This window comes from Polynucleobacter sp. 73C-SIWE, from assembly GCF_018882465.1.
Lineage (GTDB): Bacteria > Pseudomonadota > Gammaproteobacteria > Burkholderiales > Burkholderiaceae > Polynucleobacter.
Genome location: NZ_JACVOK010000001.1, coordinates 1,009,972 through 1,024,844, shown reverse-complemented (window position 1 = coordinate 1,024,844; position 14,873 = coordinate 1,009,972). Strand labels below are relative to the sequence as shown.

At 45.1% G+C, this 14,873-nt stretch carries 16 protein-coding genes; 4 read left to right on the top strand and 12 right to left on the bottom strand.

Annotated elements, in window-relative coordinates; all coding sequences use genetic code 11:
- The first annotated feature begins 34 nt into the window (after positions 1 to 34).
- Entirely contained in the window at positions 35 to 1,453 is a 1,419-nt protein-coding gene (locus ICN17_RS05330) for a M23 family metallopeptidase (RefSeq protein WP_370625949.1), read from the top strand.
- 60 nt (positions 1,454 to 1,513) lie between these two features.
- On the opposite strand, the gene ICN17_RS05325 is transcribed toward ICN17_RS05330, so the two are convergent.
- The gene (locus tag ICN17_RS05325) at positions 1,514 to 1,954 is read right to left on the bottom strand and encodes a universal stress protein (RefSeq protein WP_216236447.1); all 441 of its coding nucleotides are present in this window, start codon (positions 1,952 to 1,954) and stop codon (positions 1,514 to 1,516) included.
- Between the two features lie 89 nt (positions 1,955 to 2,043).
- Between ICN17_RS05325 and ICN17_RS05320 the strand changes: the two genes are divergently transcribed.
- Entirely contained in the window at positions 2,044 to 2,445 is a 402-nt protein-coding gene (locus ICN17_RS05320; protein ID WP_216236446.1) for a DUF2177 family protein, read from the top strand.
- A gap of 22 nt (positions 2,446 to 2,467) precedes the next feature.
- Entirely contained in the window at positions 2,468 to 4,096 is a 1,629-nt protein-coding gene (locus ICN17_RS05315) for a SulP family inorganic anion transporter (protein ID WP_216236445.1), read from the top strand.
- Between the two features lie 9 nt (positions 4,097 to 4,105).
- Here ICN17_RS05315 and ICN17_RS05310 read toward each other — a convergent pair whose 3' ends face one another.
- The gene (locus tag ICN17_RS05310) at positions 4,106 to 4,825 is read right to left on the bottom strand and encodes a sulfite exporter TauE/SafE family protein (protein ID WP_216236444.1); all 720 of its coding nucleotides are present in this window, start codon (positions 4,823 to 4,825) and stop codon (positions 4,106 to 4,108) included.
- A 74-nt stretch (positions 4,826 to 4,899) separates the two neighbouring features.
- Between ICN17_RS05310 and fnr the strand changes: the two genes are divergently transcribed.
- The gene (gene fnr / locus ICN17_RS05305) at positions 4,900 to 5,667 is read left to right on the top strand and encodes a fumarate/nitrate reduction transcriptional regulator Fnr (RefSeq protein WP_216236443.1); all 768 of its coding nucleotides are present in this window, start codon (positions 4,900 to 4,902) and stop codon (positions 5,665 to 5,667) included.
- Here the strand turns inward: fnr and ICN17_RS05300 are convergent.
- The 10 genes from ICN17_RS05300 to ICN17_RS05255 form a co-directional block, all read right to left on the bottom strand.
- Positions 5,664 to 5,924 (bottom strand): hypothetical protein, encoded by a 261-nt coding sequence (locus ICN17_RS05300; protein ID WP_216236442.1) that lies wholly within the window; start codon positions 5,922 to 5,924, stop codon positions 5,664 to 5,666. The genes fnr and ICN17_RS05300 overlap by 4 nt on opposite strands.
- Complete coding sequence (locus ICN17_RS05295; protein ID WP_216236441.1) at positions 5,921 to 6,124, bottom strand: FixH family protein; 204 nt, start codon at positions 6,122 to 6,124, stop codon at positions 5,921 to 5,923. Before ICN17_RS05295 ends, ICN17_RS05300 begins: the two co-directional genes overlap by 4 nt.
- A gap of 26 nt (positions 6,125 to 6,150) precedes the next feature.
- Complete coding sequence (gene ccoG / locus ICN17_RS05290) at positions 6,151 to 7,608, bottom strand: cytochrome c oxidase accessory protein CcoG (protein WP_216236440.1); 1,458 nt, start codon at positions 7,606 to 7,608, stop codon at positions 6,151 to 6,153.
- Positions 7,609 to 7,611: 3 nt separating this feature from the next.
- Positions 7,612 to 8,538, bottom strand: a complete 927-nt coding sequence (gene ccoP / locus ICN17_RS05285; RefSeq protein ID WP_216236439.1) for a cytochrome-c oxidase, cbb3-type subunit III — start codon at positions 8,536 to 8,538, stop codon at positions 7,612 to 7,614.
- Positions 8,535 to 8,702, bottom strand: a complete 168-nt coding sequence (locus ICN17_RS05280; RefSeq protein WP_087909351.1) for a CcoQ/FixQ family Cbb3-type cytochrome c oxidase assembly chaperone — start codon at positions 8,700 to 8,702, stop codon at positions 8,535 to 8,537. Before ICN17_RS05280 ends, ccoP begins: the two co-directional genes overlap by 4 nt.
- Positions 8,703 to 8,722: 20 nt before the next feature.
- Entirely contained in the window at positions 8,723 to 9,370 is a 648-nt protein-coding gene (gene ccoO / locus ICN17_RS05275; RefSeq protein ID WP_216236438.1) for a cytochrome-c oxidase, cbb3-type subunit II, read from the bottom strand.
- Between the two features lie 10 nt (positions 9,371 to 9,380).
- Positions 9,381 to 10,823, bottom strand: a complete 1,443-nt coding sequence (gene ccoN, locus ICN17_RS05270; RefSeq protein WP_216236437.1) for a cytochrome-c oxidase, cbb3-type subunit I — start codon at positions 10,821 to 10,823, stop codon at positions 9,381 to 9,383.
- A 167-nt stretch (positions 10,824 to 10,990) separates the two neighbouring features.
- Entirely contained in the window at positions 10,991 to 11,170 is a 180-nt protein-coding gene (gene ccoS, locus ICN17_RS05265) for a cbb3-type cytochrome oxidase assembly protein CcoS (RefSeq protein ID WP_216236436.1), read from the bottom strand.
- 9 nt (positions 11,171 to 11,179) lie between these two features.
- Positions 11,180 to 13,606, bottom strand: a complete 2,427-nt coding sequence (locus ICN17_RS05260; RefSeq protein ID WP_216236435.1) for a heavy metal translocating P-type ATPase — start codon at positions 13,604 to 13,606, stop codon at positions 11,180 to 11,182.
- Complete coding sequence (locus tag ICN17_RS05255; protein ID WP_216236434.1) at positions 13,603 to 14,838, bottom strand: MFS transporter; 1,236 nt, start codon at positions 14,836 to 14,838, stop codon at positions 13,603 to 13,605. Before ICN17_RS05255 ends, ICN17_RS05260 begins: the two co-directional genes overlap by 4 nt.
- Between the last annotated feature and the right edge of the window lie 35 nt (positions 14,839 to 14,873).

Here is a 14,873-nt window from a genome sequence, read left to right as displayed (position 1 = left end):
GAAGTACTGACTCACATTATTAGATAATTACGGGGTGAATAAAAAAGTAACTCGTAGCTCACTCCTGTTGAGAGGAGCACTCATTCTGATTGGATATACCTGCCTCAGCGGACTGCCTGAGGTTATATCTTCAGTTCAGGCGCAATCAAACCAAAGTAATAAAAAGGTAATTGTCCAAAATACAAAACCTGTTGGCTTCAAAGATAGTGCAGCAACAGGATCCTCAAAAACCAATAGTCTAAATCCTATCCTGTTTCAGCGTAAAGATCCGAATGAGATAGATCTTGATAGCGCCAGTAACCTTGACTATCGAGTCATTCAGGGCTGTCTGAGACGCAATTTTAATGAAGATAATTTGCCCTCCAGCATCGGCATCGACAACCAAGCATTTTCAGAGTTTTTCAAAAACCAAACGAAGACATTCTTTGATCGGATGCGCGGGGACTGCATTCCTTACGCTGCCGCATTCGGCAGTCGCAATCGCTTTGACTCTCTCAGCATTATGAATGGCCCTATTCAAGACAATAAAACAGAGGTATGGACATTCACACCCTCTGCTTTTGGTGGATTCCTGGTTCAGCAGGATTATCTTAAGAATGAATCGAAACATCTCACTGAGATACAACTTCCATTGCGCGATGTTTTATATGATCCACGTAAAGTTGGAGATATTCTGCCAGTCGAATTGGTTTGGGAATTGAATTCTCTGATTAAACAGATTTACCCCGAAGACAATAGTTCGCTAGAAAATACTAATAGCGTAGTACGTTTAATTGTTGATTTTGGTGACCGCGAGCGATGGGCGCAAATCTGGGCTACTGAGATTATTGATCCAGAGAATAAAGAAGTATTTGCAAGCGCCTACTGGGTCGATCGTAATGATATCCCCGGCGGATTTTTTACTGGCAGCGGAGAATCTTTAGAGCGATCTTTTTGGACTAATCCACTAAGCTACAGACGTATCTCACGCGGCGTTGGCAGCGTGCGCGCTGGGAGTAAGCGACCAAGCAATAGCGCTCCAGCAGCCCAAACGGCGTCGCCCAAGCAACGCTATCGTACCCATATGGGTATTGATTATGCAGCTCCAACCGGAACGCCTGTCTTCAGTGTAGCCAATGGCAAAGTTGCCCATCTTGGCTATAGCGGCGCTTTTGGAAATTTAATTATCTTGGAGCATCCTGGCAACTATCATACTTACTATGCTCATTTAAGTAACTACAACGTTGAACTTAAAGTTGGCAATGAAGTGCGTCGTGGTTTAGAAATTGGTTATGTTGGATCTACCGGAAGATCTACTGGTCCACATCTTCATTTTGAGCTCAGGAAAAATGGTGTGTATGTTGACCCGTACGCAGCGAAGACTCAGCTAGATTTATGGTCTATGCGTAACAATGAGAGCGGCCAACTCACAAGAGAAATTCTGTTACTGGGAAGCCCCATCAAACACAACTGATCGCCAATAAAATAGGGTCCATGTGGACCCTATTGCTTTAACGTTGCTTAAGTGACTTCATTAACCAAGAACTAATACCGGCAACTTGGAATGCACAATTACTTCATGTGTTTCACTGCCAAGCAAAATACCTTTGATACCTGTGCGCTTATGCGAAGCCATCACAATGACATCAGCTTTTGCTTTTTTAGCGCCATCTAAAATACCTTCAGATAAATTGGTATTGGAGATATGGAGTGCCTTTGCTTTAATACTTGCACCAAGCGCGGTAGCAGCTTTTTTGAAAACATCTTTTGCATAAGCCTCACATACCTTCTGGTGATCTTTTTGGGTAATTCCATAACCCATAGTGCTATCGGAGTACACCATCGGGGGTAAAGGGTCAGATATATAAACTAAGGTCACTGCAGCGCCATCGGCTTTTGCAAGCTCAGCCACCTTCTTCAAAGACTTTTTGCTGACATCCGAGCCATCGACCGGCACCAATAAATGCTTAAACATAATTGACTCCCTTTAAATTGAACTACTGATCTACACTTTCCATCATAATGCTTATTATTAGGCTATAACAGCTTGAAAGGGTAACTGAATTGCTCAAGTATTTCGCTATCTACGGTTCATTTTTATTCACCATGCTTGCCATCGATCTCATTTGGCTCCTGGGGATTGCTAAAAGCCTCTATCGAGATGAGATGGGCGATTTGATGGCCGCCGAACCTAAACTCATTGCAGGACTAGCCTTCTATCTACTCTATGCATTAGGTGCGACTATTTTTGTCATCCTTCCGGCCCTTTCAAAACAGTCATTGATGTATGCATTGCAATTTGGTGCTTTATTCGGTCTGTTTTGTTATATGACTTACGATCTGACTAATCTTGCCGTCATTAGAGACTTTCCAACCCGGCTAGCATTCATTGATATTGCCTGGGGAAGCTTCGTTACTGCGCTAGCTGCTGGGATTGCCTACTGGATTGGCAACCGCTTTTCATAAATAGCGCTTAGCGAACATCAACATGTTCATTCAACCCAAGATCCTGACATCTTTTGCTGGCTATAGCAAAACGCTATTTGCCAAAGATGTATTAGCGGGAATCACTGTGGGGATTGTGGCGCTACCTTTAGCAATGGCATTTGCTATCGCCAGTGGACTCAAACCAGAAGCGGGTATTTTTACTGCCATTATTGCTGGAGGGCTCATCTCTCTTCTGGGTGGTAGTCGCGTTCAAATTGGTGGTCCAGCAGGCGCATTCATTGTGATTGTGTACGGTATTGTTGAGCGTTATGGCGTCTCCAATTTGCTACTAGCCACAGCAATGTCGGGCGCATTTCTGATTTTGATGGGCGCATTCCGCTTGGGAACGCTGGTGCGCTTTATCCCCATCGCCGTCATTATTGGCTTTACCAATGGCATTGCTTTTTTGATTGGCTTATCGCAACTCAAGGATTTCTTTGGGCTCAGCATTGATAAGATGCCAGCGCAATTTTTTCCGGCCCTACAAACACTTTATCAAGCAGCTGACACCTTCAACCCAATTGCACTTTCAGTTGCCTGCGGTAGCCTTGCAGTCATTATTTTGTGGAAACTATTTCATAAACACTTTGGGCATTTAAGTCATATTCCCGGTACTGTGATTGCGATGGTAGTGGCAACAGTCGTCACTACGCTGTGGGACTTACCAATAGATACAATTGGTAGTCGCTTTGGTGGTATTCCTTCTGGACTACCCCATTTTGAGTGGATCCCAATTAGCTGGGATAACGCTCAATTTATGCTCGCTCCAGCCCTCACTCTCGCTTTGCTTGGTGCAATTGAGTCCCTGCTCTGTGCTCGTATTGCTGATAGCTTGATTCATGATCGCCATAATTCCAATCAAGAGCTAATGGCGCAAGGGGTCGCTAATGTGGTGACTCCTTTCTTTGGTGGAATGCCTGCAACCGGCACCATTGCAAGAACTGTAACTAATGTTGAAAGTGGCGCGAGTACCCCAATTGCCGGTATTGTGCACGCACTCACCTTACTCATCATTATTCTATTTGCAGCGCCTCTTGCAAAAGATATTCCTTTGGCAGGTCTTGCTGCAATCTTGATGTATGTTGCCTGGAATATGGGTGAGTGGAAAAAATTCATTGAGCTCAAGCAGTTCCGTTTACCTTATCGCATTACCATCTTGAGTGTTTTTCTATTAACAGTAGTGATGGACCTGACGGTCGCAGTTCAAGTTGGTTTATTGTCTGCATTCATCACTTTTATTTATAGAATCTCCAGCCTATCTCGCTGCGAAATTGCTGAAGCAAATCATTTTCCTGCACTAGAAAATCAGCGAGGCCGCATTGATGCCTACCGCATCCATGGAGCCATCTTCTTTGGGGCGGTCAAACTCTTAGAGAAGATTGAGGAAAACTTACCATCTCAAACCCTGCTACTTGACCTCAAAAATGTGATCTATGTTGATACCTCGGGCATAGATACAATCTCTGAATTAGCGCATCTTTGTAAGGTACGTAATATCCGCTTCATCATTTGTGGTCTTGATCATCAACCCTATGAAATGGCGCAGCGCAGCGGCTTTATTGAGAAACTGCAACAGGGATCCCTCTACCCTGATCTGATTTCTGGAATAGAAGCAGCCTTACATTCTTAAGCGGTCTACTCAAGAAATACAGAAGCCGCCTTTTAATAAAGCTTCTGGCAAAGTCCAGGCGCGGAACAAACCAAATCCGCCAGCAGTAAATAGCAATGTAGCGGCGAAATAGCGCACCCAGATATATTGGCCAAATTGCGTTAGGGCTGCAGAGAATTTAGAAATCAACAATAAGTTGGGTAGCGTCCCCAAACCAAATGCAAGCATCAATGCTGCACCTGTTGTCACATCACCAGAGAGAAATGCCAGTGGCAAAACACTGTAGACCAAACCACAGGGGACCAAACCCCAAAGCATGCCGCTAAACCAGCGTGAAGGTCCGCTGGCCATTTGTCCTAAATATTTAGCCCAATAGCCTGCAATTTTGGTGCTTAACCACCTACCCCCCAGAAGTCCCTCCGACTTTCCTAAACGCAAGAGACGAAAACCCATCCAGATCAAAATGAGAGAGGTGAAAGCAAATAAGGGGCGTTGAATGGGAATGATGTTTTGTTGCCAAACTACCACCCCTACCCACGCAGCAATCGCCCCCAATATGACGTATGTTGCTACCCGTCCTAGATGCATGACTAGCTGTAGGTAAAAAAGCTCAGATTTTGGCCTTAAAAGACTCTCTGAGGCGATTGGTCGCTCAATGGCAGCTGCGATACCTCCACACATCAAAGCGCAATGCCAGCCACTAACTAAGGCCCCCAGGAAGACTGCCAAAAGAAGGCTGCTGGTTAGCATCGACACAAGAAAGAATAGGTGAAAGTGCTGATTTTCATATTAATAGAATAAACTGCTTGATAATTAGCTCCAAGATGAATTACAAACCTACTGACTCCCCAACCAGCAAATGCTCGGTCTGCGTGCTGGGTCAGTTTTGCCTTCCCGTTGGACTTAGTAGCAGCGATGTTTCTAGAGTGGATAGCTTAATCAAAGAGCGTGTCCACCTCCAAAAAGGTGAAAGTCTCTACCGCCATGGTGACCCCTTAAGCTCAGTCTATAGCGTTCGCTTTGGCACACTCAAAACAGAATATTGTCTACAAGATGGTCGTCAACAAGTCATTGGCTTTCATCTTCCCGGTGAAATCCTGGGTCTTGATGGCATCGGCGAAGGTCACTATCAATCAGATGCGATTGCATTAGAGGAAAGTGAAGTTTGCATTATTCGCTATGATGCCTTTGAAGATTTAGCCCGTCAGCTTCCAGTGCTACAAAATCAGTTTCATAAGATCATGAGTCGCGAGCTGACTCAAGATCAACGTCATTTACTTTCCCTGGGTACGATGCGAGCCGAAGAAAGATTGGCAGCATTCTTACTCAGTCTCTCACAACGTTTAGCAGCCCGCGGTTACCTCAATAATGAATTCGATTTGCGCATGAGTCGTGTAGAGATTGGCAGCTATCTTGGTATTCAAATTGAAACTGTCAGTCGGATGCTCTCGCGCTTTGCGGAGTCTGGCTTGATTCAGATTAAACAACGTCATATTAAACTCATTGATATGGACGGCTTATACGAATTAGCTGGTATTCCGAATCCTGATAGGCATGGCTGCCACACTGAAGTGCCTCTTAAGCAGGTTTAAAGCAAGCCACGATCGACGTCTTTAGTATCCGGTGCCTCAATACCAGGCAGAATATAGGCAGTTAAAGCACTAGAGACTGCGCAAAAGATCCAAATCATAAAAAACCCAATGGTATAGATACCTTCATCTGATAGATCAGGATGATGACCAAAAAATAATAAGTCTTGCGGATGAATCACCGTAAATAACAAGCCCTCTGCCATGCCTGCCACCAAGAAAGATGGCCACAAGATCCAGATCAGCAAGCGGTATTTCATTTGTTTGCCTGCGCGTCTTTAAGCTGCTCTACTTTTAAGCCCTGCTTCACGACACCTTCGCGTAAAGGTTTATCAACGTGAAGATTCAGAGCTAGCCAAATAGTAATAATGCAGCCAACCATTGCTACTGCTGGTCCGCTAATCAGTAACCAAGGCCATAACTGCTTCCACCAAGGTTTTGTAGTTTGCTGTTCTGTCATATGCATCCTCTTCATTGCCTCTATGTTTAACGGGGAATTATAAAAGTAGACTTCTCTTCGCGAGTTCTCATGATTGCCTTATCACCTACAAGTTCTTGCGCCACTACATCAAAATGAATCGGATAATTCCCTGAAAGATTTTGACCAATTGTGCTGCTAACCTTTACTGGGAGCAATTGATTGCTCGCTGGGCCCACATTAATCTCGGAGATTTCTTTACCCTGAGAGTTTAGAATCCGCAAATCATCTAAGCCCGCTGCCTTAATCTGCACTTTCATCGGATGCTCGGAGGCATTCATGATCTGAATGCGGTAAATATTCTCAATCCGCACACCTTCAACTTCACGAGCTAAGGCACCACGATCCCGCATGATATCGACCCGCAACGGATTACGCGTTACCAATGAGATCAAGAAGGCAGAAGCAAGCACAGTAATAAAGGCGGTATAAATCAAAACTCTTGGGCGCAAGATATGTTTGATTGCACTCTGATTAGATGCTTGATCTTCAATCGCACGTTCAGTTGTATAACGGATCAGTCCCTTTGGATAATCCACTTTTTCCATTACTTGATCACAAGCGTCAATACATGCACCGCAACCAATACACATGTATTGCATGCCATCACGAATATCAATGCCAGTTGGACATACTTGTACACAGATACTACAGTCCACGCAATCGCCCAAGCCCATAGAGCCATGATCAGCAGATTTACTGCGACTACCTCTTGGCTCGCCACGTACTTTGTCGTATGTAACCAAGAAAGTATCTTTATCGACCATCACACTTTGGAAGCGCGCATACGGGCACATGTACTTGCAGACCTGCTCACGCATAAAGCCTGCATTACCCCAGGTAGCAAAGCTATAAAAGCAGAGCCAGAAGGTTTGCCAAGGGCCCAAAGACAAATGGATTAATGCGGAACCTAAGGTTTCAATGGGAGTGAAATAACCAATGAAGGTAAAGCCTGTCCAGAATGCGATGAGCAACCAAAGAAGATGTTTAGTGATCTTCAAACGCCATTTTGTAAAACCCCAAGGCCATTCCTCACCGTCCAAACGAATGCGTGCAAAACGATCCCCTTCAACCTTGCGTTCAATCCACATAAAGATTTCGGTGTAGACCGTTTGTGGACAAGCGTAGCCGCAGAATAAACGGCCAGCCACTGCAGTAAAGAGAAATAAAGCTAGTGCAGACAGAATTAATAAGAGCGTGAGGTAGATCACGTCTTGTGGCCAGAGTACTAGGCCAAAGATATAAAACTTACGTTGAATTAAATCAAAGAGAACTGCTTGGCGATCATTCCAACTAAGCCATGGCAAACCGTAAAACAGTAATTGCGTGGCAATTACCAGAATGAGGCGCCAACGTGCAAAGAGTCCGCTTACCGAGCGTGGGTAAATCTTACGCCGGACCTCATAAAGAGATTCCTCTATCACTTCAATCGGAATAGGCTTTCCACCCGGCGTATTACTTGGCACCGCTTACTTTGCGTCTGGTGATTGCTTATTATTAGAGAGGCCCCAAACGTAGGCAGTCAGCAAGTGAATCTTCTCAGGGCTCAATACTTTGTCCTGAGCAGGCATCATTGCCATGCGACCTTTGGTAATGGTCTCAACAATCACCGCTTCCGAGCCACCATATAACCAGGTCTTATCAGTTAAGTTCGGGGCACCCAAGGCAATATTGCCCTTACCATCGGCACCATGACAAGCTGCACAATTTGACTTAAATAGATCTGCTCCACTTGCCACTTTAAGATCATTAGCTGGCAGTCCAGAAAGGCTACGAACGTAGTTCGCTACCTCCACAATCTGCTTACTATCCAATTGTGGGAATGGAGGCATTACACCGCCACGTCCATTAATAATCGTAGTCTTGATATTTTCTGGTGAACCGCCGTATAACCAATCACGGTCTGTCAAATTAGGAAAGCCCTTTGAGCCACCGGCGTCTGAGCCGTGGCATTGTGCGCAGGAATTTAGAAACAAGCGCTGACCCATCTCACGCGCTTTAGGATCAGCAGCAACTTGCTCGATATCCATCTTCATATACTTTGCATATACAGGCTTCAGTTCGTCGTTTGCTGTTGTCATTGACTGCATCAGAGCGCCATCTGTGCTGTAACCCAAAATACCAGGATAAGAACCTAAACCTGGATACAGCACAAGATAAACCAATGCAAAGATGCATGAGAGCAGGAACATCCACATCCACCAACGTGGTAATGGATTATTTAACTCACGCAAATCATCATCCCAAACGTGACCAGTATCAGCTACTGCACCGTCAGCTGTGTGAATAACCTTGGCTTTACGTTGAGAAAATAATAGCCAGACGCACCAAATAATACCGACCAGTGTTACTAAGGCGATATAGGCACTCCAACCGGCACCAAGAAAGTCACTCATGATTTATCCTTACTGAATTCATCGGGAAGATCGAACGGAAGTTCGGCGGATTCTTGATTGGCAGCTTGTCTTTTTGCAGACCAAGCCCACCAAATGATTCCTAAAAAAACTACCAAGCCAAGCACGGTAGAGATTGCTGAGAGATAAGGGGCGATATTTTGCATATTTTCTCCATTACTAAGAATTACTTAGCAACTACCTCGTCAACAATGATGTATCTACGATTGACGCCAAGGCCCTGAAGATATGCAATCAAAGCATCTTCTTCAGTTTTACCTTCTAACTCTTTAGGTGCATTTGCAATCTGCTCATCGGTATACGGAACACCTAAGCGACGCATTGCAGTCATATGTGAAGCAATCGTGTCGGCAGCTGCTGGCTTTTGCAAGTACGGATATGCGGACATATTAGACTCAGGCACCACATCGCGTGGGTTACGCAAGTGGATGCGATGCCAGTCGTCTGAATAGCGACCGCCCACACGAGCTAAATCCGGTCCAGTACGCTTACTGCCCCATAAAAATGGGTGATCAAATACAGATTCACCAGCTAATGAGTAAGGGCCATAACGCTCTACCTCCGAACGTAGCGTCCGAATCTGTTGTGAGTGACAGCCTAAGCAACCTTCACGCTGATAGATATCGCGACCTGCTAAACGCAAAGCTGAATAAGGCTCAATTCCGGGGCTTGGCTCAGTAGTGGAATGCTGGAAGAATAAAGGAACGATCTGCACCAAGCCAGCAACTGAGATTGCTGCGATGGTAGCGATGATCAACCAACCAACATTACGCTCAAGCGTATCGTGGGAGAAAAATCGACGTTGTTCTGACATGTTCTTATCCTTAATGAGCAGCTATAGACGCTTGTGGAATCGCAGCATCAATGAATTTCTTACCAATCACTGTCTTATATACGTTGTAAGCCATGAGCAACATACCGCTTAAGTAGCACAAGCCGCCCAATAAACGAATCACATAGAAGGGATAGGTTGCTTTAACGGATTCAACAAAGCTATAAGTCAAAGTTCCATCTGGCTCGAATGCTCTCCACATCAAACCCTGCATCACACCAGCAATCCACATTGCAGCGATATAAATCACTACACCAATGGTTGCAATCCAGAAGTGCACTTCGATTAACTTGGTGCTGTACATATCGCGCTGGCCTACTAGACGCGGAATAAGGTAATAGAGAGAACCGATAGTGATCATGGCAACCCAACCTAAAGCGCCAGAGTGAACGTGGCCAATAGTCCAGTCTGTGTAATGAGACAAGCTATTCACAGTCTTAATCGACATCATCGAACCTTCAAAGGTAGACATGCCATAGAAGGACAATGCCACCACCAAGAATTTCAAGATGGGGTCGCGACGTAATTTATACCAAGCACCAGATAAAGTCATGATGCCATTGATCATGCCGCCCCATGAGGGAGCCAATAAAATCAGTGAGAACACCATACCTAAAGACTGAGTCCAGTCTGGCAATGAGGTGTGTTGCAGGTGATGAGGTCCTGCCCACATATAGGTAAAGTTCAAAGCCCAGAAGTGAACAATAGATAGGCGATATGAGTAGATTGGACGCTCGGCTTGCTTTGGAATGAAGTAATACATCATGCCCAAGAAGCTCGTGGTCAAGAAAAAGCCCACTGCATTATGTCCATACCACCATTGAATCATGGCATCTTGCGCGCCAGCATATGCAGAATAAGACTTAAACAGGCTTGCTGGCATCTCAATATTGTTGACGATATGCAATACAGCAATCGTCAAAATATATGCGCCAAAGAACCAGTTTGAAACGTAAATATGCTTCGTCTTACGCTTAATCACAGTACCAAAGAACACAATTGCGTAGGCAACCCAAACTACGGTAATTAATAAGTCAATTGGCCACTCTAGTTCTGCATATTCCTTAGAGGTAGTGATACCTAATGGCAAAGTGATGGCCGCAGCAACAATGACAGCCTGCCAACCCCAAAAGGTGAATGCTGCCAACTTGTCACAGAATAGTCGCACCTGACAAGTACGCTGAACAATATAGTAGGACGTTGCAAATAAGGCAGAACCGCCAAAGGCAAAAATGACTGCATTGGTATGTAAAGGACGTAGGCGGCCATAGCTAAGCCATGGAATATTAAAAGTAATTTCAGGCCAGATCAGCTGAGCTGCGAGGATGACCCCCACGAGCATGCCAACAATTCCCCAAAGCACAGTAACGATGGCAAATTGGCTGACAACCTTGTAATTGAAGGTATCTTGATTGCTCCCCACGGTAAGTCCCATGGTTTCTCCTTTTTTGTGACCAAACAGCGACATAATCCAAATAGACTGGATTGATTATCAAAGTAAGGTTTACAAGGGGGTTTGATCTATATCAAAAAGGATGGGTCAAAATACTGGCTGCCCTATCAGCAGCTTGGAGAATTCAGAAAGATTGAATATCTATATAGCTATTTTTGAGAGTTTTCACTGACTTTCTTGGTCGGCGGAGCATCATCATCCATCAGAATAGACTGGCCTGGACCATCTAAATCATCAAACTGGCCACTCTTAATTGACCAGTGCAAAATCCACGCTAAGAGACCCACTAAAATCAAGGACAAGGGTATTAAAAGAAATAAGCTTTCCATCCCTATAGTCTAAGCTTTTCGTAAACGCCAGGCGTTTAAAGTGACCGCAAGTGAAGATAAAGACATTCCGATGCCGGCCACCCATGGATTGACTAAGCCCATCATCGCAGCCGGAATGGCAAGCAAGTTATAGATTAGTGCCCACAATAAATTTTGCTTAATGATTGCTTGAGTCTTATCGGCTAAACGCAGAGTTTTTGCCAAAGGCTCTAAGGATACGGCGGTCAGAATGGCATCTGCACCAGCAGCAGCCAAAGGAGCGCCAGCGCCAACCGCAATTGAGATATCAGCGCGCGCCAATAATGGTGCGTCGTTTACGCCATCACCAACTGCCCACACAAAATGATGATCTTTTTGCAGACGCTCAATAAAGTCATACTTATCCTCAGGGGTACAAGCACCTTGATAATTTTCAATACCTACATGATGTGCCCACCAAGCAACTGTTGCTGGATCATCACCAGACACTAAGTGCACATGAATGTTTCGAGATTTAACCGTCTTCAGAAATTGCGACAACCCTGGTCTTGGTGTATCCAAGAAAATAAAGCTCGCAATCAGCCCCTGCTCATCCACTAAATGCACTTGACCATACTGCCCAACACTTCCATCTTGCTCTATTCCAAGCCAAGCTGCGCTACCCAAGCGATATGAGCCTGAAATTAAACCCTTACCCAATTGATTGATCACCGGGTCATTTAAATTTGGCAATACCAAACCCTCCAAGTGGGCTGCACGTAATACAGAAAGGGCTAGCGGATGTCTTTGGCCAGCTTCTAATGCCGCTGCTAGAGCAAGTGCATCTTCACGACGATAACCGGATCGCAAATGAATGATTTCTTGTAGCTCAGGCTGTCCCATTGTTAAAGTGCCAGTCTTATCTAATACAAGATCAGTCGCTTTAACCAAGCCCTCAAGAACATGAGCGCGCACAATCAGTAATCCCAATTTCGTCACTGCGCCTTGTGCTGCTGCCATAGCTGTCGGTACAGCAAGCGATAGAGCGCAAGGGCAACTGGCTACCAAGACAGAAACCAATACAGTCCAAGCTTGGCTAGGATCAAAATATAGCCAAATTGCTGATGAGATAAATGCGCTCAGCAATAAGAAGGCAACGAAGTATGCCGCCCACTTCTCAGCCAGACTTACCATGACTGGCTTGGCAAGTAATGCTTGATCCAATAATGATGCAATACCCGCAATGCGGGTAGATTGTCCAACGGCATCAATTCTCATAAACAAAGGGTTGAGAATGTTATGCGTTCCTGCATAAACAGGGTCACCAATCTTTTTTTCTACCGGCTTAGATTCCCCAGTGAGTAAAGATTCATCTAGTGCACTGGGATTTTCAATTAAGACGCCATCTGCGGGAACCACTTCGCCAGGTGATACACGTAGCACTTCACCAGACTTGCAATTAACCACTGGCACTACCTCAATCTCTTGGGATGATGGAAAATTGATTGCACGCTCACAAGTTGCAGGCAATTGCTTTGCAAGCGCTTCTGCACCACCTTGCGCATCTTGTCTTGCCAGCAACTCAACATATCTTGCAGCCAAAATAAATGCTACAAACATGGTGATTGAATCAAAATAACTCTGGCCCGAACCCGTGATTAAATTAATCGTGCCGGCTGTAAACGCTAAAGCTAAAGCAATGGCAATGGGTACATCCATGCCCAGCATATGAGTTTGCCTAAATGACTGCACACTACGCCATGCAGCCTGAAAGATAGGCCCCGCGGAATACACCATTACTGGCGCTGTAAGAGCCCAACTGGTCCAACCTAGTAACAAATCAAACTCTGGCGTAATATCCGCACCAACATACGTGGGCCACGCATACATCATTACTTGCATCATGCCTAGCATTGCTACACCTAAACGCGTAAGTAACTGCCGTCGCTCTTTTTTTGCGCGGTCTAAAACTAAAGACGGCTCAAAAGGCCAGGCTTCATAACCAACACGCTCGATCTCAAAAAGCAATCTTGCTAGACTTGTTTTACTTGGTGAGAATCGCACAATGACTTTTTGTGTGACGTAATTAATCTGCACATCTTTCACACCATCGAGACGTCGTAGATGTTGCTCGCATAACCAAACACATGCTGCACACCGAATTTTCTCCAAACGGAGTGTTGTCTCTAGATTGCCAATATCGCGAGAGGGTCTCGTAAAACGACCCAGTAAAGACGGGTCATCATAGGGCTTCAGTTTTTCTGGGATTGCATTAAGAGCAAGGTAGGCTGCTGGCTTATCGCCTGACTGTGATCGTCTAGCGTAAAAAACTTCCAAGCCTTCGCTATGAATGGTTTGGGCGATCGCCATACAACCAGCGCAACAAAACGCATGGCGTACGCCAGCTAAGTCTGATTCTATTAATTCGCTAGGCGAAATTGGGCTGGAGCAGTGATAACAAGTAAGCGTCTTACTCATTGAGCCGCTTTACTAATCCAGCCATTACGACGTTCATATAAAACAAATAGAACGCCCCATATGACCACAGCGACATAAGCCCAAACCCATGCAGCTTGTGATGAACGTGAACCTGAAATATCCAAGACAAAACCAAAAATCGCAGGGCCTAACATACCGCCACCAAAGCCCATCAGAGAATGTAAACCCATTGCAGCACCTTTAATATCTTCTTTGGCGCTAATAACCAAGCCTGCAGTTAAGGTTGCAGAATCAGCCATAATAAAAATGGCATGTCCAATAGCAAAAGCAACAATCAGCCACCAAGATTGGCCCGTAGAGCAAGCTAGTGCGATTCCTAAAACTGCACTCGTGAGCATCACAATACATACCCACTTTTGACGCCCTATACGAAGCGCAATCTCATTACCGAGAATGGATGCAGGAACCCCAAAGAAATTAATGACCCCTGCCAAAGTTGTAGCCGCCAAGAGAAATGACTCTCCAGTCACTGCTGCACAAAACACAAAGAAGGCTACGAGCCAACTTCTAGATGCAAATAGCTCCAAGGAATGGGCGGTATACCCAAAAATAAAGCCTGAGGCTTTTTTATCTTGCAATACTAATTTCCATTTGTTGATCGGAAAGATGTCACGCAAGCGAATTTGGATTGATCCCTTCCACTTCTCATGTTGCAGCGGAGGAATCAAAAGCAACACAATCAAAAATGCTGTGAACGGTCCAAGTGCAATGATGCCAAAGACATAATGCCAATCAAGCACACTTAAGATCCAGCCTGAACATAAATAAGAAAATCCAGTACCAATCCCAAAGAAGGCGGTATAGAAGGCAATGTGACGCGTAAGCTCACCAGACTGAATTCGGTCTGACAAAATTTTGAGGCCAGGCATATAAGTTCCAGCAAGCCCAGCGCCATTAATCGCCATGAAAAATAATGCTGTCCAAAAATTGAATGCCAATAGGCCCATACCTAAAAGACCACAGGTTGCAGAGAGGCCACCGATTAAATAGACCTTACGTGCATCGACTCGATCTGTTAATGCAGTCGCCAAAGGGACCGCCAACATATACCCAAAGAAAAATGCGCTAGCAATTAAGCCAGACTCCAGGTTACTTAAATGCCACTCCTCCTGCAAGGTAGTGAGAACTACTGCGTAGCATGCAAAGCCCAATAAGGCACAGGTTTGTGCCATGAGCATGAGGGGGGTGTAACCAACCGATCGAAAGCGCATAAAGTATCAGTAAAAACGTGAACCCATTCTACTCG